This window comes from Chitinophaga sp. CCNWYY40 (genome assembly GCF_037483205.1).
Classification (GTDB): domain Bacteria; phylum Bacteroidota; class Bacteroidia; order Chitinophagales; family Chitinophagaceae; genus Chitinophaga; species Chitinophaga ginsengisegetis.
The window spans coordinates 63,692-87,483 of the sequence record NZ_JBBHLF010000011.1; the positions used below are offsets into that span (position 1 = coordinate 63,692).

General features: G+C 49.3%; 18 protein-coding genes. 6 read left to right on the forward strand and 12 right to left on the reverse strand.

Going from position 1 to position 23,792, the window contains the following annotated elements:
- Positions 1-16: 16 nt before the first annotated feature.
- On the reverse strand, positions 17-832 hold the full coding sequence (locus tag V7S65_RS31585) for a serine O-acetyltransferase (RefSeq protein ID WP_336389535.1): 816 nt from the start codon (positions 830-832) through the stop codon (positions 17-19).
- Positions 833-958: 126 nt separating this feature from the next.
- Between V7S65_RS31585 and bla the strand changes: the two genes are divergently transcribed.
- The 3 genes from bla (at position 959) to V7S65_RS31600 (ending at position 6,796) form a co-directional block, all read left to right on the forward strand.
- Positions 959-1,684 carry a BlaB/IND/MUS family subclass B1 metallo-beta-lactamase gene (gene bla, locus V7S65_RS31590; RefSeq protein ID WP_336389536.1) on the forward strand — a complete coding sequence of 242 codons (726 nt, stop codon included), beginning with the start codon at positions 959-961 and terminating at the stop codon, positions 1,682-1,684.
- A 162-nt stretch (positions 1,685-1,846) separates the two neighbouring features.
- Entirely contained in the window at positions 1,847-4,327 is a 2,481-nt protein-coding gene (locus V7S65_RS31595) for a YfhO family protein (RefSeq protein ID WP_336389537.1), read from the forward strand.
- Between the two features lie 120 nt (positions 4,328-4,447).
- Positions 4,448-6,796, forward strand: coding sequence for an ABC transporter permease (locus tag V7S65_RS31600; protein WP_336389538.1), 2,349 nt, complete (start codon positions 4,448-4,450; stop codon positions 6,794-6,796).
- A gap of 6 nt (positions 6,797-6,802) precedes the next feature.
- Here V7S65_RS31600 and V7S65_RS31605 read toward each other — a convergent pair whose 3' ends face one another.
- The 3 genes from V7S65_RS31605 to V7S65_RS31615 all read right to left on the reverse strand — a co-directional run bounded on the left by V7S65_RS31605 (position 6,803) and on the right by V7S65_RS31615 (position 11,014).
- Positions 6,803-7,318: a response regulator gene (locus tag V7S65_RS31605; protein WP_079472336.1), complete on the reverse strand. Its 516-nt coding sequence runs from the start codon at positions 7,316-7,318 to the stop codon at positions 6,803-6,805.
- A 194-nt stretch (positions 7,319-7,512) separates the two neighbouring features.
- Complete coding sequence (locus tag V7S65_RS31610) at positions 7,513-10,110, reverse strand: ATP-binding protein (RefSeq protein WP_336389539.1); 2,598 nt, start codon at positions 10,108-10,110, stop codon at positions 7,513-7,515.
- 424 nt (positions 10,111-10,534) lie between these two features.
- On the reverse strand, positions 10,535-11,014 hold the full coding sequence (locus tag V7S65_RS31615) for an inorganic diphosphatase (RefSeq protein ID WP_079472338.1): 480 nt from the start codon (positions 11,012-11,014) through the stop codon (positions 10,535-10,537).
- A gap of 123 nt (positions 11,015-11,137) precedes the next feature.
- Here V7S65_RS31615 and V7S65_RS31620 point away from each other — a divergent pair, with 123 nt between their 5' ends.
- The gene (locus V7S65_RS31620) at positions 11,138-11,362 is read left to right on the forward strand and encodes a hypothetical protein (RefSeq protein ID WP_079472339.1); all 225 of its coding nucleotides are present in this window, start codon (positions 11,138-11,140) and stop codon (positions 11,360-11,362) included.
- A 57-nt stretch (positions 11,363-11,419) separates the two neighbouring features.
- Here V7S65_RS31620 and V7S65_RS31625 read toward each other — a convergent pair whose 3' ends face one another.
- From V7S65_RS31625 to V7S65_RS31655, 7 genes are all read right to left on the reverse strand, one after another.
- Positions 11,420-12,550 carry a VCBS repeat-containing protein gene (locus V7S65_RS31625; RefSeq protein WP_336389540.1) on the reverse strand — a complete coding sequence of 377 codons (1,131 nt, stop codon included), beginning with the start codon at positions 12,548-12,550 and terminating at the stop codon, positions 11,420-11,422.
- Positions 12,551-12,624: 74 nt separating this feature from the next.
- Complete coding sequence (locus V7S65_RS31630; protein WP_336389541.1) at positions 12,625-13,911, reverse strand: TolC family protein; 1,287 nt, start codon at positions 13,909-13,911, stop codon at positions 12,625-12,627.
- 9 nt (positions 13,912-13,920) lie between these two features.
- The gene (locus V7S65_RS31635; protein WP_336389542.1) at positions 13,921-17,004 is read right to left on the reverse strand and encodes an efflux RND transporter permease subunit; all 3,084 of its coding nucleotides are present in this window, start codon (positions 17,002-17,004) and stop codon (positions 13,921-13,923) included.
- 26 nt (positions 17,005-17,030) lie between these two features.
- The gene (locus V7S65_RS31640) at positions 17,031-18,137 is read right to left on the reverse strand and encodes an efflux RND transporter periplasmic adaptor subunit (protein WP_336389543.1); all 1,107 of its coding nucleotides are present in this window, start codon (positions 18,135-18,137) and stop codon (positions 17,031-17,033) included.
- A gap of 187 nt (positions 18,138-18,324) precedes the next feature.
- A complete protein-coding gene (locus V7S65_RS31645; RefSeq protein ID WP_111580337.1) occupies positions 18,325-19,692 on the reverse strand; it encodes a HAMP domain-containing sensor histidine kinase in 1,368 nt (455 codons plus the stop codon).
- Positions 19,689-20,369, reverse strand: a complete 681-nt coding sequence (locus tag V7S65_RS31650; RefSeq protein ID WP_336389544.1) for a response regulator transcription factor — start codon at positions 20,367-20,369, stop codon at positions 19,689-19,691. Before V7S65_RS31650 ends, V7S65_RS31645 begins: the two co-directional genes overlap by 4 nt.
- A 40-nt stretch (positions 20,370-20,409) precedes the next feature.
- Positions 20,410-21,303 (reverse strand): NAD(P)-dependent oxidoreductase, encoded by an 894-nt coding sequence (locus V7S65_RS31655; RefSeq protein ID WP_336389545.1) that lies wholly within the window; start codon positions 21,301-21,303, stop codon positions 20,410-20,412.
- Between the two features lie 132 nt (positions 21,304-21,435).
- Between V7S65_RS31655 and V7S65_RS31660 the strand changes: the two genes are divergently transcribed.
- A complete protein-coding gene (locus V7S65_RS31660) occupies positions 21,436-21,789 on the forward strand; it encodes a winged helix-turn-helix transcriptional regulator (RefSeq protein WP_111580368.1) in 354 nt (117 codons plus the stop codon).
- A 3-nt stretch (positions 21,790-21,792) separates the two neighbouring features.
- Here the strand turns inward: V7S65_RS31660 and V7S65_RS31665 are convergent, their stop codons facing one another.
- Positions 21,793-22,968 (reverse strand): sensor histidine kinase, encoded by a 1,176-nt coding sequence (locus tag V7S65_RS31665; RefSeq protein WP_339547002.1) that lies wholly within the window; start codon positions 22,966-22,968, stop codon positions 21,793-21,795.
- A gap of 249 nt (positions 22,969-23,217) precedes the next feature.
- Between V7S65_RS31665 and V7S65_RS31670 the strand changes: the two genes are divergently transcribed.
- On the forward strand, positions 23,218-23,778 hold the full coding sequence (locus V7S65_RS31670; protein ID WP_336389547.1) for an AAA family ATPase: 561 nt from the start codon (positions 23,218-23,220) through the stop codon (positions 23,776-23,778).
- The last annotated feature ends 14 nt before the right edge of the window (positions 23,779-23,792 follow it).

Sequence of the window (23,792 nt, forward strand, 5' to 3'; positions counted from 1 at the left end):
TATTTGTGTGGAACAGTTATACGCCTGTTTTGGTGGTAATGCGCACCTGGTGGGTATTGAACACCTGCGAATACGGCGGAACGCTCTTCGTGATAAAAACGCTGCCGCCAATAATACTGCCCTGCCCGATCACGGTATTGCCGCCCAGGATGGTGCTGCGCGCATAAATGATCACGTTGTCTTCTACTGTCGGGTGTCTTTTTACATCAGATAAGTCCTTTGTAACATGCAGCGCGCCCAGCGTTACGCCCTGGTATATCACCACGTTGGAACCAATGATGCTGGTGGCGCCAATCACGATACCGGTACCGTGGTCTATAATAAAAGGTACATTGATAGTGGCGTTGGGATGAATATCGATCCCCGTTTTGCCGTGCGCAAACTCGCTGATGATCCGCGGCAATACCGGTATATCCAGTCGCGTTAGCCGGTTGGCAATGCGGTATACTGTGATGGCATAAAACCCCGGGTAGGACACAATTACCTCGTTCACACTGGTAGCCGCCGGGTCGTATTCATGTATTTTAGCGGCATCCTGGCGAAGGTGCTGATATATGGTTCCCAACGAGTTATAAAAGTCATTTACAATTTCTTCTATAGGTACCTCGCGCGGGTCCAGGTAACTGAGCAGGATGTTTTCCAGGTCTATCTGGTTCTTTTTTAAGATGCCCTCATAGGAGGTTTGTTTGGGGAGATGATTTCCGGGGAATAAAAAACCAACCAGGTCGTTCAGCCAGGTAATGGCATCCTGGGCAGACGGCGTGGCCTCCCACTCCGCATGATGCGTTTTCCGGAGTAAGCTGATTAATGTTTGTGTATGCCTGTTATCCATACGGGTGTGGGATTTACCGGTAAGATATGAATAATCTACTAATTTAGTAGGGTAATGTTTAAAAAGAAGAAAATAAGCTGCAGCCCGGTGATTAATATGTAGTTTTGCTGCTCATCCTGTTTTTTTATGAGACTTGTTTTTGCTTTTATCTGCGCCCTGCTGATATCAGGCGCCACATCTGCCCAGGACACCAGCAGGTTCCGGATTACCACCGCCCACCTCACTGGTAACCTTTACGTATATACGTCTTATGGTGAATTCAAAAATGTGGTGTACCCTACCAACGGCGTGTATGTGGTAACAAAGAATGGCGTAGTGGTAATGGACACTCCCTGGAGCGTGGATCAAACCCAACAACTGGTAAACACTATCATGAAGAAACACCACCGCAAAATCATTTACTGCATTGTTACTCATTTTCATGAAGACAGAACCGCCGGCCTCGACCTCTTCAAAAAGCTGGGCGTAAAAACCTATAGCAGCACCGCCACCCTGGAAATGTGCAAAGCCAAAGGAGAAAAACAGGCGCAGTACGTATTTACCAAAGACACCACTTTTAATATAGGCGGCGTAAAAATTCAAACTTACTATCCCGGTGAAGGACATACGAAAGATAACATCGTGGCCTGGTTCCCTGCAACCAAAGTCTTGTACGGCGGTTGCTTTATAAAAAGCAGCGAAGCAAAAAGTATTGGCTATACCAACGATGGCAATGTAAAAGAATGGCCCGCCAGCGTAGAAAGAGTAAAACAACAATTTCCCAACCCGGCTTATGTAATTCCCGGTCACGATGCCTGGCGTGGCAGCGGAGCCGCCATGTTCTCCCGCACATTGGAACTGCTATCTCAATAAGGTTACTGTGCATATTTTCCCTGTAAGCGTACCTGTTTATAACGTAAACAACACCCGGACATCTACTTAAAGTAAAACTTTAAGTCAACAGTCCAAAGAGGGCGTAATTAATTATAATCTACATTAATTATCCTCTCTAAATTATATGAAAACCAGCGAAATATGAAATATACATGGTTTAAAGCTTTAACGCCTCACCTGGGCGCTTTGCTCCTCTTTGTAGCCCTGGCATTTGTGTTTTGCAGCCCTGTCCTGGAAGGCAAACAATTATTGCAATCGGACATGGTGCATTACAAAGGCATGCAAAAAGAAGCGGGCGATTACTACGAAGCTACCGGCGATATTCCCCTCTGGACCAACAGCATGTTTGGCGGTATGCCCACCTATGTTATTTACACTGGTCCCTCTACCAATAAAGTAGGCATCCTGAACCGCGTATTTGCCTTGTACCTCCCCAACCCGGTAGATATGTTCTTTGTGCTGATGATGGGCATGTATGTATTACTATGTGTGCTCAACTTTAAATACTGGATAAGAATAACCGGCGCCATCGCTTACGGTTTTGCTACATTCACCATTACCAGCATCGATGCCGGGCATATCACCAAAGTAATGAGCATGGCTTATATAGCGCCCGTACTGGGCGGTATCATCCTCGCTTATCGAAAACAATACCTAGCTGGCGGAAGCCTCACCGCCCTGGCGGCAGCGGTGATGATCTACAACAACCACCCGCAGATTACTTATTACACCGGCATCATCGCTCTATGCCTGGCAATAGCCGCAGGCATACACGCTTTCCGGGAAAAGCAGTTACCCGCCTTTTTCAAAGCATCGGCGATATTAGTGGCCGCCGGTATCCTGGCTATCCTCCCTTCAATGGATAACCTGCTCATCATGAAAGAGTATACCAGTTATACTATCCGGGGCAGCCAGTCGGAGTTAACAACAGACCAGCCCGATAAAGCCCCGAAGAAATCCGGCGGCCTCGATATCGGCTACGCATTTCAATGGAGCTATGGCAAGGGGGAAACCTTTACCATGCTGCTGCCGCATCTCGTAGGCGGGTCTACTTCTGAAAAGCTGTCTACCGGTTCTCATGTTTACCAAACCCTCACTGATATTGGCGTACCACCTGCAAAGGCGGCGGAAGCCGTAGAACGGCCCTCGTGGCAGTTATACTGGGGCGGCCAGCCCTTCACCGGTGGCCCTGTTTATATTGGCGCTATCATTTGCTTCCTGTTTGTACTCGGCCTGTTCATTGTTCACAGCTGGCATAAATGGTGGCTGATAGCCGCCACACTCATCGGCATAGTACTCAGCTGGGGCTACAACTTCCCGGAACTGAATAACTTTCTCTTTTATCATCTTCCCTTATATAGTAAATTCCGCGCACCTACAATGGCGCTGGTAATTCCGCAGGTTACGATGGTGATCCTCGCATGCTGGGCTTTACAGGAATTATTATATGGTAAGCAGACAAAAGCCTGGCTGGAACAACACCTCAAAATGACGCTGTATGTAACCGGCGGGCTGGTATTACTGCTGGCCATTGGCGGCAGTATGGTATATGCATTCAATGGCCCTAATGATAGTAACATCCTTGCCCGGTATACACAAATGCTGGGCGGTGAAATACCCGCCGCCAGGTTATTGAACGCCCTCAAACAGGACCGCAGCGCCATGCTGCGGGCCGATGGCATCCGCGCACTGGTGTTTATACTCATCGCCTTTGCAGCGCTCTGGTTCTCCCTGAAAGAAAAATTAAAACCGGTATACGCCGCAGGAATTATTGCCTTTGCGGTGCTGTTTGATCTTTTCCAGGTAGATAAAAATTATCTCAATGAAGATAGCTTCATGGAAGCATCCAACCTGGAAAACTATATCGCCCCGTCGCCTGCGGATGAAATGATCCTGCGTGACAAAGACCCTTATTACCGCGTGCTCAACGCCACTACCAATCCTTTTCTCGATGCCAATACGAGCTACTTTCATAAATCCATCGGCGGGCAAAGTCCGGCGAAGCTATGGATCTACGAAGACCTCATCCAACACCAGCTCACCAAAAACAATATGGCGGTGTTCAACATGCTGAACACCCGCTACTTTATAGTACCCGACCGGCAAAGCGGTCAGCCGGTTGCGCAACGCAACCCCGGCGCACTCGGCAACGCCTGGTTTGTAAAAGCCATTCAGTGGGCGCCCAATGCCAATGCGGAAATGAAAGCGCTCGATCATTTTAACCCGGCAGATACCGTGATCATCGACCAGCGCTTTCAGCAAACTACCGGCGCCTTCACTCCTGCCGCCGATAGCAACGCACGCATTGTACTCGATAAATATGGCCTCAACGAACTGAAATATACTTCTGTGAATAGCGGCGCAGGATTGGGGGTGTTCTCCGATATTTATTACCCCGCCGGCTGGAAAGCCTTTATCGACGGGAAAGAAACGCCTATTCTCCGGGTAAACTATGCCCTGCGCGGCCTCGTTGTGCCGGCAGGTAAACACGAAATCGTGTTCCGCTTTGAACCGGCCACTTTCTTCCTCGGAAGAAAGATCTCCACCATATCATCTATACTATTACTGGTAGTGGTAGCTGCAGGATTTATCCTGACATGGAGGAAACAGGGACCGGCATAACGCAAAGCTGTTTTCATCACAGCAAATGCAACTTCTGTCACATTATAAATAAATGTTCCGTGCCCGCAGTTAATTTCAGGTAGTATAGAAGAACCCATTCTTCTCCCAAAACTATCCGCTATGTTCAAAAACTACTGCAGGCACGGCTGGAGAAATCTCCTTAAAAACAAACTTTCCACCCTTATCAATATAGGTGGCCTCTCCATTGGTTTGGCGACGGGTATCATTATCCTGTTATGGATCAACGGGGAGGTTAGTTATGATGCCTTCCATCAGCACAAAGCAGGTATTTACCAGCTGATGAGTAATTCGTACCACGATGGCAGGTGGTTTACCGGTGACGCTACCCCGGCGCCACTGGCAGAGAAAATGAAACTTGGGTTCCCCGAAGTAAAATATACCACACGTCAGGCATATGGCGGGCAGCAGCTGCTCAGCACCGGTAAGAAAAGTATTTACCAGCAAAGCATGTATGCCGACCCTGATTACTTTAACATCTTTACCTTCCCGGCTATTTCCGGGAATCCCGTTACCGCCCTTCAGGACCCGGGCGCCATCATACTTACGGAAAGTACAGCCCATAGGTTGTTTGGCGACAAAGACCCAATTGGCAGTATTATCAAACATAATAATCAGCATCACCTCCGGGTGGCAGCGGTGATCCGCGATGCACCGGAAAACAGTTCCATTCAATTTGATGTAGTGCTCCCCTTCCGCCTTTATGAACTGGAGAACGCCGATTGGATCAACCGCTGGGATAATTACCGTGTTGGGAACATCGCCCTGTTGCAGCCGGGAAGCAGCGTGGAGGGCTTTAACAAAAAGCTGAAGGACTCAAGGATAGCAAATGCTACAGATAGTATCAACTACCTGTTTGCCTATCCGTTCACCGCGCTGCACCTCCACAGCGGGTTCAAAAATGGTAAGCCCAGCGGCGGGCGTATAGAGATCATGCTGCTGCTGGGCACCATCGGCCTTTTTATTTTACTGATTGCGTGTATTAATTTCATGAACCTCTCTACTGCACGTGCAGAGCGCCGCGCAAGAGAGGTAGGCGTAAGAAAAGTGCTGGGCGCATCGCGGATCACTATCATCCTTCAATTTCTCATAGAAGCGCTGATCATCACCTTTGGCGCATTGCTCCTGGGAATACTGCTGGCGAAACTGGCACTGCCGGGACTTAACAGGATATCCGGTAAAAGTATCAGCCTTGATTTTATGAACTGGCAGATATGGACCGGGTTATTATTACTGCTCCTGTTCACCGGCCTGGTAGCCGGCAGCTATCCGGCGTTTTTCCTGAGCGGCTTCCGTCCCGTAAAGGTGTTAAAGGGCGTCATATCCACCAATCGTGGTGGCGGATTATTCCGGAAAAGCCTCGTGACGTTCCAGTTTATCATCTCCATTTTTCTTATTATCACCACCATCGTTATATACAAACAGTTGCAGTATGGCGAAAACCGGCCTGTGGGTTACAACCAGGACAACCTGCTGGAAATACCCGCCCGCGGCGAAATGGCGAACAAGTACCTCCTGCTGCAGGAAGACCTGCTGCGTATTCCTGAAATAGAAAGCGTGTCAGCCGGCACGGACGACCTGTTACGATTTGGCGGCGCTACCGATGGCATTGCCTGGCCCGGGAAAACCGCGGATCAGAACTTCTCCATTAATATTACCTGGGTGAAATACGACTGGGTAAAAACCGCCGGGCTACAACTCGCCGCAGGCCGTGATTTCAGCCCGGAGTATGGCCGCGATTCCGCCGGATGCCTGGTAAATGAAGCTGCCGTAAAGAAAATGGGATTGAAGGAACCGGTGATCGGTACCATGCTTGGTAACAATCCGATCATTGGGGTAGTGAAAGATTTTGTGGTCAATAACCCTTACCGGTCGTCGCCACCGCTGGTCATCTATTTTGGCTCCGGCCCCATGAGCCATATTTTTGTACGGCTTCGTAAAACGGAGCACCCGGAAACAGCCCTTGCAAAAATTGAAGCGGCTATCAAAAAAAGTAATCCTGAATTCCCGTTTGAATTCAGCTTCACCAAAGAAGCTTACCGGAAAATGTTTACAGGCTTGCGTTCCTCCGGGTTCATGCTTAACTGGACCAGCAGCCTGGCTATCCTGATCTCCTGCCTGGGGTTATTTGGTTTATCTACCTACCTCGCGGAAAGGCGCAGCAAAGAAATCGGTATCCGTAAAATTATGGGCGCCAGCGTGGGCAGGATCTGGTATATGCTTGCTAAAGAATTCCTGAAGCCGGTATTCATTGCTTTTGTGATTACGGTACCGCTGGCGGTGCTGGCCATGCAGGAAGCCCTGCGCAATGTCGATTACCGCGTATCGCTGCAGTGGTGGATGTTTGCGGCAGCAGGCATCCTTACGGCGCTCATTGCATTACTCACCATCAGCTTCCAGGGTACGAAAGCTGCGATGGCCAATCCTGTGAAGGCATTGCAATCGGAATAAAATAAATCAGGAATGAGTGAGCAGATGTTCCGGCGCTTCCAGTAACGACTGGGTTTGCAGTAACATTTCCTTCATCTTCATCTTAAAGCGGGTGGCAGCAGAAGCTTCGTCCGGCATCACATTTTCCTGCAGTTCGCTCTGGAAGAGTACTTTAAGATTCCCTTTGAGCCTATACAGGTCGCTCTGCTTGGCTAAGCCTGCGGCAAATCCGGCTTCCCGGATGGCCTGTTGCTGATCGGGTTCAAAGGAAGCGGCATACCAGATAACCGGTACCTGTTTCAAACGTTTGATCTTTCTCAGCTCGCGCAGAAACTGGGGCGTTTCATCTGAAGGTAACAGGCTGTCTAAAAAAATGTAGTCCGGGACAAGGTCGGGGTGCTTCTTAAAATAGTCCAGCGCTTTACTGGTGTTATCCTGCGAAATGCAGGCTTTACTCACGTTCAGGAGGTCCAGCGCAAGATAGAACTGGTTACGCCGGTCGCGGTCCGGATCAATTAGTAAGCTGATTAATTTCTCTCTCATTGCAGGGCAGTTTAATGGCAGGATAAATTGGAAACAATTCGAACTATGAAAACAAACGAGGAAAAAGAAAAGTTGTAACTGTTGCAAAAGTACAGCAGGAAATGTTCCTGAAAAAATCAGCGGCCTGCAATAACCCACCTTTCTTCAAAAAACAAACACAATTAACAAAAGCACAACAGATCGGACACATCCCTTTACATTGGCAGGATCACTTTAAAAACGGCGCCCTTATCCGGTACGCCGGTCGCATAAATTCCTCCTTTATGGTTTAGTACGATTTTATTACACAGGGCCAGTCCTATTCCTGTTCCTTCATAAACAGTACGGTCGTTTAGCCGTTGAAAGATCTGGAAGATTTTATCGGCATATATCTGGTCAAACCCGATACCATTGTCCGCCACCGTGATAGTGCAGTAGTCCCTTCCCGTTTCCAGGTCCGGGAATGCGGCCAGGTCCGCAGCACTAAGCGACTCCGCGTGAATATTGATCCGGGGCTTTCTTCCGGGTGATAAAAACTTAATAGCATTACCAATAAGGTTATGAAACAGCTGGTTCATCTGCAGGGGACTTACGGTAAGACGGGGCAGTTCATTTGCGGTAATGGTAACATCGTGCTGGCTGATCAGCACCTCAAAATCTGTCATTACATTTTTCAGGATTTCGTTGAGGTCCGTTTCCACAAACGGATCTTTTACGTGTACCAGCCGGGAGTAATCCAGCAGCTCACTGATCAGGAGCGACATCCGTTTGGCGCTTTGCATTACTTTTTCAATGTACATCCGGGAGGTATCGGAAAGGATGTCTTTGTTTACATTAAACAACATGCCTGCAAACGTATGGATCTTCCGCAGGGGTTCCTGTAAATCGTGGCTGGTTACATAGGCAAACTGTTCCAGTTCGCGGTTTGATTTTTCGAGATAGAAATTAGCTTCCACCAGTTCTTTGGTTCGCTGTTCTACTATTGCCTCCAGTTTGACAGCCAGCTGCATATATTTGGATTCGCTTTCCTGGAGCGCCAGGAATAATCTCTTTTGTTGCGTAATGTCCCGGGCAATTTTGGAAGCGCCTATTATATTTCCATGGAGATCTTTTACCGGGGAGATGGTCAGGGAGATGTCCAGCAGCTGCCCGTCTTTGGTGACACGCTTTGTTTCAAAATGATCTACCCTGTTGCCGGCCCTGAGTTGCTCAATGATCCGGGATTCCTCATCCAGCCTGTCGGCCGGAATGATTCGGGTGATGGCTTCCCCTTTCATTTCTTCCGCAGTATACCCAAACAACCTTTCTGCGCCCGGGTTCCAGCTGGTAATTATACCATCCAGCGTTTTACTGACAATGGCGTCATCTGAAAATTCCACGATAGCCGCCAGTTTGGATACGTATTCTTCCGCGCTTTTCTGGTCGGTAATATCTACCAGCATATTCACCGCACCCTGGAGATTACCGGCGCTATCGAATATCGGATCAGGGTATGGCTGGATGATGCGCCTGGAGCCATCGGGTCTTTCTATCATGATAACTTTTCCTCTCACCGGTGTGCCACCTTTAATGGCCTCCGCCATCGGGCAGCTGTCCGGGTCAATGGGCGTAATGCCATCGGACTCATATATTTTCCAGGAACCACACCACATATCTACCCCTGCCACGGGTGTTCTGCCCCATAAGGAAACTGCTGCTGTATTGTAAAGGAGTACATGGCCTTCCTTGTCGCAGGTGTATACGGCGGCCGGCAGCGCTTCCAACAGTTGCTGATAATGTGACCCTGTATGTTGCTGCAGGAGTTTCCCGCGGCACATCCGGATCGCTGAAGTCATTTGCGGCAGATAACCATGATAAGCCTTATGTACCGGGACAGCATGGTGAACCACTTCCGCAGCAGGCAGATGTGCATGACCAACCGGAATGGATATGGTAACGGTGCTTCCCTCGCCGGGAATGCTGCTGATCTGCAGCTCTCCGCCATGCAGGAGGATACCTTCATTTGCTACAGTGAGGCCACCACGGCTCCAGGGCGGCCCCTGCAATGCTGCATTGATTTCAGACAACAGCCCTGGGGGGATGCCGATACCGGTATCCGCTATTGAAAGTACTACCTGGTTGTCTTCCTGGCTAAGCCTTACCGCTACGCCCCCCTGCAACGTATAGCTAAGGGCGTTAGTAAGCAATGATAACAGGATCTGTTCCCAGATGTCCCTGTCTATATATATATCTTCCGAAACAATCCCCAGGTTAATTACGAGGGTGAGACCCGCTTCCCGGATCACCGGGTCCAGCTGCTCCAGCAATGTCCTGGTGAAATTACTAAGGTCTGTTTTAACAAACGTAGGCGCTTTCCCGTTATGCAGGGATACGCCGATAAACAGAACGCCGGTGTCGCCGGTATCATCCTTTACAGGCATGCCGTCAAACTGGTAGCAACTGCCATCCGGCCGCATCAGCCGCAGCTGCGGAGTTATTACAGCCGCTTCCGGGGTTGACCATAAGGCTGGCCATACCGTTGCTGCCGGTTGTCCCATCGACAAAGGGTGCCGGTTGCCAAGTAATTCCCGGCAGGCGTCATTATATATAAAGATATTTTCATTGCCCCAGCACAGGAGGATAGGTTGCGCAGAGGAGAGTAAAATCTGTATACAGGTCTTTAAACTTTGCGACCACTGGTCCGCCCTCCCTAAGGGAGTAGCGCTCCAGTTAAAAGAACGGATCAGTTCACCTGTTTCACCTCCACCGGGGGGAAACCTATCAGACGCCGTAGCCGGTTCACTTAAAGTTGCCTTTGTCGGGGCATTTATCATTGTACAAAATATATAATCCTAAAATATATACTGGTTGATCCTTGCTATGGGGATGCCATTAATTCCACAATCAACTATAAAACCGTGTAATAAAATGCACAATCACCATTTATTCCATGCTGTCCTTTTATCACGTGGTTGATCTTACTGCATTTCAAAGAGATCCGGACCAGGCTCCTGTTAATAGCTACCACTACAGCGGCGGCGGCTACAGTACCTCCAAACGGGGAGGTGCCCAACATCACCCAAACCGGCACCGTTGGGATGATAATTACAATAATCGTGTCGAAAGCAGATTTTCACCAAAAATGCACATGCCACCCGGTATGACGAGGTCTGGGGATAACAAAATATACCGGCACCGCTGCAGACATCTGCAGCGCAGCTGATGGATCGCTTTGACCCAAAAGTGTAGGCGCGACATTTATTTTTCAGGAAATTTTATCTGCTCATAGGCAGGAGCTGCTTCTATATATCCCAGTGGAGTAAACTGTTTTCCTTCCTGCTCATTATAGGTAATAAAGAAATGTTCTATTTCACGGATGGTTTGCGCCGACACGGCATCCACTCCTTTATATAATTTTGATAACACCGGCACTGCGATGTAGCGGTCGTTCCGGATTACCGTACCATCCCTTTCCTTTTGTTCTGCTTTGATGGCACCCAGCAAACGGCATTTAATCAGGCAGCCGGGAAAGCTTTTAAATTCGGAGATCACCATCACATCCAGCGGATCTCCATCGGCTCCTTTGGTTCCAAGGATAAAACCAAAATCATAAGGGAACACCATACCGGCGGATAATATCTTACTGAGTACAAAAAACCGGGATGCAGGGTCGAAATCGTATTTTTCACCACTCCCTCTCGGAGTTTCAATAACAACAGGTAACTCTTTAATGATCATACGCACATTTTGTTGGTCTTGTTAAATAGGATAAAGAGGACTCAGCTGCGAAGAAACAAAAAAAGGACCAACCAGCCCACATAAGGCATAATGATTGTACCATAAAAGATAAACTTTGTAGCCATGAATACCTTCAGCATACAACTCGACAACCACGAAACAGGGGTTACGCGCCGCGACGAAGATGTGTTCATCGTCCGTCTTCCTGAGAAAACTATTTACCTGGAAAAAAAGCAGGACAACGAAGGAGCTAACCACTGGTTTGAGCAGGGCAAGGATAATGAAACCACCCTCACTGCTAATATTGGAGCCGCCATTGAGAACTGGCTGGCGAAGAATAATTCCTGACACGCAGGAACATTTTTTTTCACAGTATACTGCCTGCTTATCTTGCAGGCAGTATTTTTATAAAGATCCCTTGTTATAAAAGATAAACAATCCATCCTTACCGGCAACAATCACATCTTTTCTGCCGGACCCGGTAAGATCATGGGTTACAAAATATAACCCTGCTCCTTTTGATCCATAGCTGATCACCTGTTTGGTGAATGAAGCGCCGTTCCATTTAAAATAATAGATGCCACAGGGATCACTGGAACCCGGATCATGGTCGTTGTGCGCGCGGTAACGCTTTCCGGTTATCAGCTCCGGCTCATTATCTCCATCTATATCTTCCCACAACATGGTATGGTATTGCGAATTAAAAGGGTCAATAGCATGTTTGATCCACAACCGTTTGTTTGTTTTGGTATCTTTCTTTTGCTCGTACCAGTCGAGCCCATAATCATGCCCCTGTCCTGCAATGAGGTCAGGCAGACCGTCTTTGTTTACATCGGCCACTATTACAGGCACACTCGCGGTGCCAAGATTAAACTCCGGGTGAAAAGTCCAGGCGGCGCTGTAGGGCGATGCCGGCGCTTCTGCCCATCCTTCCGGCACTACGAGGTCTGTACGGCCGTCGCCGTTAATATCCCCACTGCCCAGGCCATGCCCCGATTTACGGTCCAGTACTGTATGCGCCGTAAACGCGCCTTTGGTATGATGATATACCACCAGCGGATCATTGGGCGTGTTGGGAATAATTTCCGGTATGCCGTCGCCATCAAGATCCCAGGCGCGGGTGGTTTCAATATTGCCGGGAGTGGCAATTACGTGTTCTGTCCATTCCTTGTCGTTCCCCGGGTTCTCCTTCCATACCAGCGTTTTTCCAAACCAGCCGCCGGTCACATAATCCATGCGGCCATCACCGTTTACGTCAAACGGAATCGTGGAGAAGTCGTCCCAGTACTCGCCAAACTGTTTCACCGGGCCAATATAATGACGCTTAAAATACGCCGGTCCTTCATACCAGAAAGCGCCGGATACCAGGTCGGGGATCTTATCATTGTTTACATCCATCACCGCCACGGATTCATAACTTTCTGCAGCGATCTGCCGCTTTTCAAATTTCAGTGGCGCCGGGCCTTTGGCAGTTTGAGCGGAAGCTGTTGCAGTAAGTAAAAATAATCCCGCAACAGGAACAAGGAATTTTTTCATATTGAACAATTAAACGTGGAGCAGAACAAGATAATGAATACCTGTAATAAACTATCCTGTAGTGTCCTGATGTGTCAGGAAATATCCCAGATGCCCGCTGCCCTTTCCAGCTCTACCAGCGCTGCCGCATAGCGGAACAACGCCTCCTGGTAGTTCTGCTGCACCTCATTCCAGGTACGTTGTGCGTTCAATACTTCCAGCAGCGAGGTTTCCCCGCGTTGATAGCTGTACATCTTTCCCTGTAGTACCTGCTGCGCACTGGTAAGCAGCGTATGTTCAAATTGCTGCACCTGTTGTTGTGCTGCATGATAATTGTACCATGCCTGGGTTACTTCCACCTGGATTTGCAGCTGCACCTGGTTATACGCCACGCCGGCCTGTTTGATGGCATACTGCGCACTACGCAGATCCCCCTTGTAATGATTGGACCATTTCAGCGGCACAGAGATACCCGCGCTGCTGGCAATGTAACGCGGCGTGGGAGCAATATCGCTGGTAGCTGCGGCATTGTAACCAACACCGGCATTGATGCCGAGGTCTATTTTCCGGTTGGCCTTTACCAGGGCGAGACTTTTCTCCGCTACGGTTTTTGTGGCGTTGGCCGCCAGGATATCGGCGCGACTTTGCTGCGCATCTGCAATCAGTACGGCTAAGTTAAAATCCCTTTCCAGGTGATCAAAGCCTCCGGTGGGCAGCAGCAACGTATCGCCGTGCGACCTGCCGGTGTTGATGTTTAACTGCACCAGCGCTGTTTTGAAATCTGCCTCCTGCTGGTATATGCTGTTGAGCAACTGGTTCGCTTCCAGTTCTGATTGTCGTGCATCCGTTGCCGTTATCACACCTTTCTGAAACCGTATAGCATCGGCAGCAGCGAGCTGCCGCATAATATCGCCGGCCTGTTGCTGCACCCGCAAAAGTCCTTGCTGCAGCAAGGCATTATACCAGGCGATGGTGGCGTCGGCACGCAGTTGGCGGAAATAGTCCTGCAATTGCGCCTGGCTCAGTTCAAGCCCGCTCTGCGCCAATGCTACCCTGGCTTTTCTTTTGCCGCCCAGCTCCAGCGTGGTACTGATGCCTGCATTATATCCATACGATAACTTCAGCAGCCGGTGCTGGTTGTCGAAGCCATCCAGTGAAAGCTGTGGATCTGGAAATACTTTGGCGCTTTCTATCCCTGCCGCGGCAATGCTCACATTATACTGCTGCGCTGCATAGCCCAGGTGTTGCGTGGCTACCAGGCGAAGGTAGCCGGCCAGCGGAACAGGCGTCTGCTGAAAGCTACTATCCGCCTGCGCGAGGGTGGCGCTATGAATGGCCATCCATAAAAACATCTGCCCAAAAAATCTATATAAAAACTGCATATAATTTATTTATTCTGCGGGTGAAGCACTCCATTTTCTTTCCATGAGATAATACAGGGCCGGCAATACAAACAAGGTGATCACGGTAGCTAACAGTAACCCATATACGATTACGGTAGCCAGCGGCCGCTGCACATCAGACCCTATGCCCGTGGCAAAAGATGCCGGCAGTAACCCCAGTGCTGCAACGGAGGCCGTCATCAGTACCGGCCGGAAACGGTTACGGGCGCCATCGATCACGGCATTCATCAGCCCATATCCCTGCTTACGCAGGTCGTTGATCTGCGATACCAGGATCACTCCATTCTGCACAGCTACCCCAAACAACGCAATGAAACCTACGGCGGAAGATACATTGAGCGTCATCCCGCGGACATTGAGCGCCAGCATACCACCAAACAATGCCAATGGCACTACGCCCAGGATCAGCCCTGCCTGCCGGAATTTTCCAAAGGCGCTGTAAAGCAGTAAAAACATGATGGCTAACGCCAACGGCACTACGACGAGCAGCTTACTATACGCGCGGCGCTGATTCTCAAACTGGCCACCCCATTTAATAGTGTATTTCGCGTGGTCATATTGTACCTGTTTTTCTATCTGCTGCCGTGCGTCGGCGAGAAATGCGGTGAGGTCGTTTCCCCGCAGGTTCAGCTTCACGGTCAGGTGCCGCTTATTCCATTCGCGGGTGATGGTGCTTTCGCCGGCAGCGGTTTTTACGGTGGCTACCTGCGCCAGTGGTATCTTAGCACCGGTGGCGGAAGTGAGCATCAGGCCGGCGATCTTCTCCGGCGTGTCCCTGCTGCTTTCCGCATACCGGCAGGTTACATCAAATACTTTGTTGCCTGCAAACACCTGCGACACCGCCTTGCCGCCAATAGCCACTTCTATCAGTTCTCCCACATCACTTACATTAAGGCCATACCTTGCAAGGGCGTCCCTGTCTACAGTGATCTGCAACTGCGGCAAAGGCGGCTCCTGGTCGATGGCTACATCGGCAGCACCTTTTACCTGTTTTAAAGTGGTGGCTATTTCATCTGCAATACGGCGTGTTTCTTTAAAATCATCACCGTATACTTTTACAACCAGCTCACTGTGCGCACCGGAAATTTTATCCATCACCCCATCGATCATAGGCTGACTGAACCCAACGCTGTAACCCGGCATGGTGGCATATTCCAGCGCCAGATCGTTAATAAGGCCTGCTTTAGTTCTTCCCCGCTTCCACTCACGGTAAGGCTTCAGCCCGATGCTACATTCAAAATGAGAGGCCGTCCACGGGTCGGTGCCATCATCGTTACGGCCAGCCTGCACCATCACATACGTTACCTCTTCATATTTCATGGTATGTTGCCGCAGGCTGTCGCTCATTTCTTTTGAACGTTGCAGTGAAATACCCGGCGGCAGCTGTACCTGCAGCCAGATGGTGCCTTCATCCAGTGGCGGCAGAAAATCCTTGCCAACGGTAACAGACAACACGATGGCGCCTGTGAGCACCAGCGCCAGCGGAATGAATACCCGCTTTGGTCTGCTCATGAGCTGTTCCAGGCGATGCTTGTAAGCATTGGTCAACCGGTCCAGCCACCTGTTATGATACAGCTTACGCGGCTTCCGGTATACGGCAAATGCCAGTCCGGGTATAAGCAGCAACGCCACGGCCAGTGCGCCCAGCAGCGCGTATCCAACAGTAAACGCCATCGGCGTAAACAGCTTGCGTTCTACTCTTTCAAAAGAAAACAACGGCAGGTAAGCCGTAATAATAATGATGGTGGAAAACAGTACCGGTCTTGCTACCAGCGTAGCCTTCTGTGCAATGGTTAACTCTGCCAGTTCCGCGTCCGGATCATCTTCGCGTTTTTTCAGGATGGCTTCCATCATTACAATGGCGCCGTCTACGATGATACCAAAGTCAATAGCGCCAAGCGATAACAGGTTAGCGGGAATATGCGTAAAGTACATCCCGATAAAAGCAATGAGCAATGCCAGCGGAATAGTAATGGCTACAATCAGTGCCCCGCGCCAGTTTCCCAGGAATATAATCAACACTGCTATCACCAGCCCGATGCCTTCCAATAGTGTATGCGACACCGTATGAAGCGTGTTGTCGATGAGCTGTGTACGGTCGAGATACGGACGGATGCTCACGCCTTCCGGCAGGATATGCCGGTTCAGGTCATCCACCGCAGCGTGAATACCTTCCAGCACCACGGAAGGGTTTTGTCCTTTCAGCAGCAATACAATTCCTTCGTCGCCTTCGGAGTAGTTCACGCGCCGGTCGGTATAGCCCAGGATGCCTTTGCGTTCCAGGTTGCCCAGTTTCAGTTGGCCCAGGTCCTTCAGGAATACGGGTACACCGTTCACCGATTTTACTACTATATCACCAAGACTTTCCAGTGTTTTCACCAGCCCGATACCGCGCACCACATAGCCGAGATCTCCCATGGTGAGCACACTGCCGCCGTTGTTGGCATTGTTGTTACTGATAGCGGTTTGCACGTCTGCGAGGGAAACATGGTACTGTTCCATCTTCTGCGGATCAATTTCCACCTGGTATTGCGCGGTGATCCCGCCAAAGTTAGTTACATCTGCTACACCCGCTACCTGTTTGATGCGTGGAATGATGGTATAATTTTGCAGGTCCGTGACCGTTTTCAGATCATGATTATTGCTTTCAATAATATACCGGTATATTTCCCCGATGGGTGAAGTAAGCGGGTCCAGTCCGGGTTTGGCGTTATACGGCAGTTCTACATCTCCCAGCCGTTCTGTGATCCGTTGCCGCGCCCAGTAGTCTTCCATCCCGTCTTCAAAAACAATGGTGATCACTGATAAGCCAAAGGTGCTTTTGCTTCTCATCACATGCATGCCGGGCATACCGTTGAGCGCACGTTCTACGGGCACTGTAATCTGTTGTTCCACCTCTTCTGCAGCGAGTCCCGGCACCTGTGTTACCACCTGTGAGGTAACGTCGGCAATATCCGGGTAAGCTTCCAGTGCCAGCTGTTTCCAGGAATAATAACCGAACAGCGCCAGCAGCACGAACAATGCAACAAACAGCCAGCGCTTCTGAATAGCAGCTGATATTAATTTCTTCATAAAATCCTGTTGAAATAAAAGCGTAGTTATTTGGTACCGGAGAGATAGAAGGCGCCTTCGGAAATAATCCGCTCGCCTTCGTGTAAGCCTGCCGTAACAATCACCTGCGGACCGTTGGCTCCATTAGTAGTAATGCTGCGTTTTATAAACTGTCCGTTGGCAGCGGCCACCCATACCGCGGGCGTATCGCCGTTTTGCAGCAGGGCTGTAAGCGGGATCTGTAAAGCGTTTTCCGGTTGCCCGGAGAAACTAACGGTTACGTACATACCGGGTTTCAGCGCGCGGTTATTATTTTGTACACTGATCAGCACTTCTATGCTGCGGGTGTCTTCATCTACCAATGCATTAATATGATACACTTTCCCGGTAAGGGTTACGCCAGGTAAAGCAGCTACCTCAATATGGCATTCATCGCCGGTATGAAGAAAGCGGATGTCTTTCTCTTTTACCTGGCCGGCAATCCACAGGGCAGATACATCTGCGATGGTGGCTACACTGCCGGCGTCCTCCTTTATGTATTGCCCCAGTATTACTTTGTTGGCAATTACCTCGCCGGCCACCGGCGCTCTTACTACCAGGGGCTGTCCGAGTACCAGTGTACCGGGATTGGCTTTAAAGAGACGGATGCCCATCTGTGCATTATCATATTCCTTTTGCGCAACTGCCAGGGAGGTTTGTGCTTCTTCCAGGTCTTTCTGTGTACCTACGCCGTTATCCACCAGGTCCTGCTGGCGTTTGCAGGTTTTGCGGGCCTGCTCCAGCTGCGCCTTTTCCTGGAAAAATGTTTTCTGGGCTTCCATAAAATCCGGGGAACTGATTTCAAACAACGGCATATCCGGCGTGGTTTTCATGCCCAGCTGCAGAAAGGATTTCGTGACTCTTCCTTCAAAGGGCGGCGTTATTTCTGCATACTTTGTAGGAATCACTTTTATGGTGCCGGCGGTAGTAATCTGTTTTTGATAAGCCGTACTTCCCACCGTGGAAATTTTCACCTTGCCGGCCAGCGCCGGTGGCAGGGTGATAGTATCGGCGCTGGTGATTGCAGCGGCGGCGGCTGGCTCCCGGTTTACAGTATGACAGGCAGTTGCACCCAGTAAGCCCATGGCAAGGAATCTTTTTAATAAGTATAACACAGCGCTATAGTTTACCTGCTGACAACACAGCAGCGCTATGACATCAGGCAGGAGATGAAGAAATAAAGTAACGTTCCGGACCAGCGTCCATCATCATTGTTGTTTTAATGCGCTGCAAAGGTAGGCCGGCCTTATAGAAAGGCTCGTTAGAAAGGGAACAGAATTTTATTAGAAATTTATTAGAACGCTACAGGTGCGGTATTTCCACCGTAAAGGTACTGCCTTCATCCATGCGGGAAGTAACGCTGATAGTGCCCTGGTGCATGGCGAGGATCTTTTGGGTTAAAGAAAGACCGATACCATTTCCCGCGGTAAAATCCTGGTTGGCGCCGCGGTAAAATGCAGAGAAGATATTGGGAAGATCGGTGGCGGATATGCCGATGCCATTGTCTGTAAACCGGAGTATAACAACGCGCCCGTGGTAATTAATAGTCACTATACACTGGTGATTGGCAGAGAACTTACACGCATTTTCCATCAGGTTCACAAACGCTACTTTCAACAGGTATTCATTCCCGTTCACTGAAATAAAATCATCATCTTCAATTTCCTGTTCAAATTGTATATCTACCTGGTACCCTTCGTTTGACCGGATCACGGTATCACGGGCATCCATCAGTAATTCATCTGTGCGTAATGCTTTGCGGCCTATTTCCGTTTGGTCGTAACTGGCCTTTGCCAGATCCAGCAGGCCGTTGGAGAGCTTTACCAGGCGTTGGGCATCAGTCAGCGCCAGCCGGATCACTTCTTTGTATTCCGGTGCGGACCTGTCCTTTATCAAAGCAATCTGCAATTCTCCCACAATAGTGGATAAAGGGGTACGTAATTCATGAGAGATGTTACTAACAAAATACTTCTGGGCATCAAAGGAGTTTTCCAGCCGGTCCAGCATTTTATTAAACGTGGTAGCCAGTTCTCCTATTTCGTCTTTTTCATTTTGTACGGGTACCCGTAAATCGAGATTGGTAGCGGTGATCTCTTCTACTTTGTCCACCATTTTCTCTACCGGTTTCAATGCCCTGCCTACAAAAAAATACCCGGCAATGATGGTTAAACCAATGATACCGATATAAGAAAAAATGAGGCTGTATTTCAATCTCTGCAGGCGTTGCAGCCCATACTTATCCGTAGCCGCAGCAGTAATTACATAATGGCGTCCCTGGTGTGCATAGAGGAAACCAACCACCTGTAATGTACCCTGTTTAAACCTGATTTCCTGTTGCTGGATAATGCGGTTGATCATCTCCGGCGTTTCTTTTACTTTATCTATATCTACCGCATCATGATATTGGAGGTGGAAAGCAGTATCATAAATAGCTACTTCTTCCTCAAACAAATCGTTGTTGGCATTTTTATAGATCAGCTGTAAAACAGCCGGTGGTACCCGTGCGTCCAGGAGCATATTGGCTTTGGTGATCGCTTCCCTTTTCAGGTGATCATAGTATTCATCTTTCTGATTACCGGCAGAAAAAATATAAATAAACACTGCAAATGCCAGCAGCAATACCCCGAAGAGTACCATGAACAACAATATGAGCCGGGTTCTTATTTTCACTCTGCCTTAAATATAAAGCCCATTCCGGAGCGGGTGTGAATAAGCTTTGTGGGGAAATTTTTGTCTATCTTTTTCCTAAGATAATTAATATATACATCAATAAAATTGGTGCCGGAATCAAAGGTATCCCATACTTTTTCTGCGATCTCTGTCCTGGATAATACGCGTTCCGGGTTTTTCATCATGTATTCCAGCAGCCGGAATTCCTTTGGGGTCAGGTCTATCACTACATCTTCCCTTTTCACAATTTTTGTTTGCAGGTTCATTTCCATATCCGCGAAGCGCAGCAGGAATCCCTGGTTGAAAGTATTACCGGCCTGGTTCCGCTTTATCAGTGCGCGGATGCGGGCGTGCAGTTCCCTGAAGTCGAACGGCTTCACGAGGTAATCATTCGCGCCGGCATCAAAGCCTTCCACTTTATCGTCTGTAGTTCCGAGGGCGGTGAGCATAATAATGGGGCAATCCGGCAACACGCTCCTGATCTGTTTACACAGATCCAATCCGTTGATCTTTGGCAGGATGATATCCATAATGATGAGATCGAAGGAGCTGCTCAGGGCCAGCTTCTTTCCCATCTCACCATCATAGGCCAGCGTGATCCGGAAGCCCTGTTCTTCCAATCCTTTTCTGATCATCTCCGCCACCCGTTGCTCATCTTCAATCACCAGGATATGCATAATGCCTTGTTTAGAAGGCAAATATAAAACAAAATCCAGCTCAGGCAGGATCACGCATTACTTTGATCAGCGCCGCCACTTCTTCATCTTCATAACCCGCAGCTGCCGCTTTCTTAAACAGCGCTGAAGCAAAGGCCGGGAAAGCCGCATTGATACCAGCTTCACGGGCGGTTGCTTCCAGCCGCGCGGTAGCTTCTATGGAAATACGCATAGGGCTCTCCGTTACCTGGAAGTTGTTGGTATGGATCATATTGCCTTCATGTTGGAGAAAGTCGCCAAACGTGGGCGTAATACCTGCCACAATAGCGGCGTACTGATCTACTCCCAGTCCCTCCGACTCACTGATCCTTACCCCATGCAGGAAGCCGATCACCGATCCGTAGATATACGACAGCGTGGCCAGGTCCATTGTAGGAGCCGCGCCGATAGCCGCACCCAGATAAGAGATGCCGCCGCCAAATACCTGTAGCACGGGCGTGAGCAGCGTGTAGGTGGCTTCCTCTCCTGAAACCAGGATCGGCGTATCCGGGCGGCCCATTTGTGACGGAGCTGCCTGGATGGCGCCATTCATATAGGCGGCACCGTTATCCTTTGCCCAGGCGGCGGTAAAGCGGGCTTCCGCCGGACTGATAGTAGTAAGCTGTAATAAAGTACGGCCGGAGATCACGTTTCTTACTGCGGGTGTATTGAGTATCGCCAGTGTGGCAGCGTGGTTGTATACGCAGATAACGGTAACCCGGCTCGCAGCAATGGCCGATGCTGCATCCGGCGCCAGCACTGCTCCTTCAGCAACAAGCGCCGCTGCTTTGTCCGGGCTGCGGTTCCATACGGTTACTTTGTATCCTGCTGCCAGTAAAAGCTGTGCCAGTGTAATACCCATAGCGCCTAAACCGATAACGGTAACCGCGCTTCCTTTGTTAATCTTTTGTGTCATACATTCAAATTTTATGACACAAACTTCCACAGAATGGCGCAGGGAAAAAATAAGGGAAAAATTATTCCCTGCGGGAATCTTTATTCCCTGTCCGCCAATAATTCTTTAAAATTGTAGGATAATTACCTGTATATGTACGAGAGAAAAATACCTGAAGACCTGGAATGCGGTATTAATGTGAGCATGAAGGTACTGAGCGGCAAATGGAAAGCCTGTATACTGGACAGCATCAGCAAAGGTGTCCGCAGGCCCAGCGAGCTGCACACCGCTATCAGCAGCGCCGCTCCCAGGGTGATCAATATGCAGCTGCGCGAACTGGAAGAATACGGAATGGTATGTAAAAAGATCTTTCCGGGTACGCCGCTGAAAGTGGAATATTACCTCACGCCTACCGGGGAAAGTATACTGCCGTTGGTGGCCGCCATTGATCAGTGGGGGCTTAATAACCGGGAGCATATCATACGCATGCAGGAAGCCCTGCAATAACAGCTAATTGAAAGCGGCCTCGTCTTCCGGGGAAAAATCGCCTTTTACAAAATGCAGGGTAAAGCTGGTGCCGCTTTCCCGCAAACTTGTTACTTTAATCACGCCGCCATTCTGTTCTGCAAATTCCCGGCAAAGCAATAGCCCGAGTCCTGTGCCACGCTCACCATCCGTACCATATCCAGGATGCTGGTGGGAAGTGAACAGCGTACTGAGTTGCTGCGGCGACATGCCCACACCATGATCCGTAATCGTGATCACCACTTCATCTGTTATCTGCGCTTTTACTTCAATCTGCCCGCCGGTATAACTAAACTTCAGCGCATTGCTGAAAAGGTTGCGAAGAATTACCGACACCTGGTCGCGGTCGGCATACAAGGCCGTGGATACGGGTATCTGCAATTCCACGGTGATCTGTTTTTGCTGTATGATCAGTTCAAAAAAATGAAGCACTTCCGTTACTACCGGCGCCAGTAAAAAATGCCGGGGCCGGGTTTGAATGCCTTTCATGCTGCGGGTGCTCCAGCGCAATACATTATCGAGTGTAACGCCCAGCTGCGCCACTTTTTTATGCAGTACATCCGCCGCTTCTTCCATATCATCACGGGGATATTGTCCTTTCCGGAACATGTCCAGCAGGCTTTCCAGCGTGGCCAGCGGGCTGCGGATATCATGCGCTACAATGGAAAAAAGTTTTTCCTTATCCTTGTTCATCGACACCAGCGTTTGTCGCTGCTGCTCAATTTCCCGCTGGTAATCCGACTGGATATACTTAAAAAAACTAAGCGCCACCACTACAAACGCCAATGCAACAACCACATTAAGCCACACCCTTTCTACCGGCACCGGCGGCGCCAGGTACCACGACCGCGGCATAAATACGATCAGCATAAAAGCCGCGATCACCAATACACTCAGGCTGCCTACTATCCACTTGTTGTCGTAGATCAGGATCACGATAAAAAGAATGTTCAGTAAGAAATACTCCGCTCCGTTATGAAAATAAACACCGGTAAAAGTATAGATCAGGATGCTGATGCAAATAAGTACGATCCTTGCGCTGAGGTACATCCGTTTTTTATGGAATATCAGTACCAGTACGGAAGTAGTGGTAGTAATAGCATTCAATGCCGCTAATATGTACCTGCCCTGGATGGTATTTAAAATACAGTAAAAAAACATAAAGGGAATACAGGGCAATGAGAGTAAATTCAATAACTTTGTGCGCCTGGATTCTATATAAGGCATAGCAGGATGCACACCAACATTCACAATGTTGTTCCAGTGATATTCGGCTGAACGGTATAGAAATTGCTTGACTCCCTGCAGCATAGATGCCGTAAAGATACTTTATAACGTTTGTCAGCGGAATATTTTTTTACACCTTCCCACTCCCCTCTATCCAATTATTTATTTTTTTAATTTATTAAGATGAACAAAAAAGTAAGAGATCACTTTTTTATTGTCACGGGTGGGCCCGGCATGGGCAAAACCGCTATCATAGCGGCGCTGCGTGACATGGGACATATCACCGTTCCGGAAACGGGCCGGGAAATTATCCGGCAGCAGGTAGCTGCCGGCGGACAGGCACTGCCCTGGGCCAACCGGCAGGCATTTGCCCGGCTGATGTTTGAGCAGTCGCTGCAGGATTACCTGGAGCAGCCGGCCGCCAGTCGCCCCGTATTTTTCGACCGGGGTATTGCCGATACCATCGGTTATCTTGAGCTATGCGGGCTGCCCGTTCCGGAAGAAATGGAGCACGCCGCCGCCTTATACCGGTTTAATCCAACCGTGTTTCTCACACCGCCATGGATGGCCATTTATGAACACGATAAGGAACGTAAACAATCTTTTGAAGAAGCCGTGCAAACCTACGAAAGCATGATAAAAGTATACACACGGCTGGAATACAGGCTGGTAAAGCTACCTGAAGCCACCGTGGCGGAACGGGTGGCGTTTATACTGGATAAAGCCCTGTCTCTCCTTTTATAAACAAACAGTAAAAT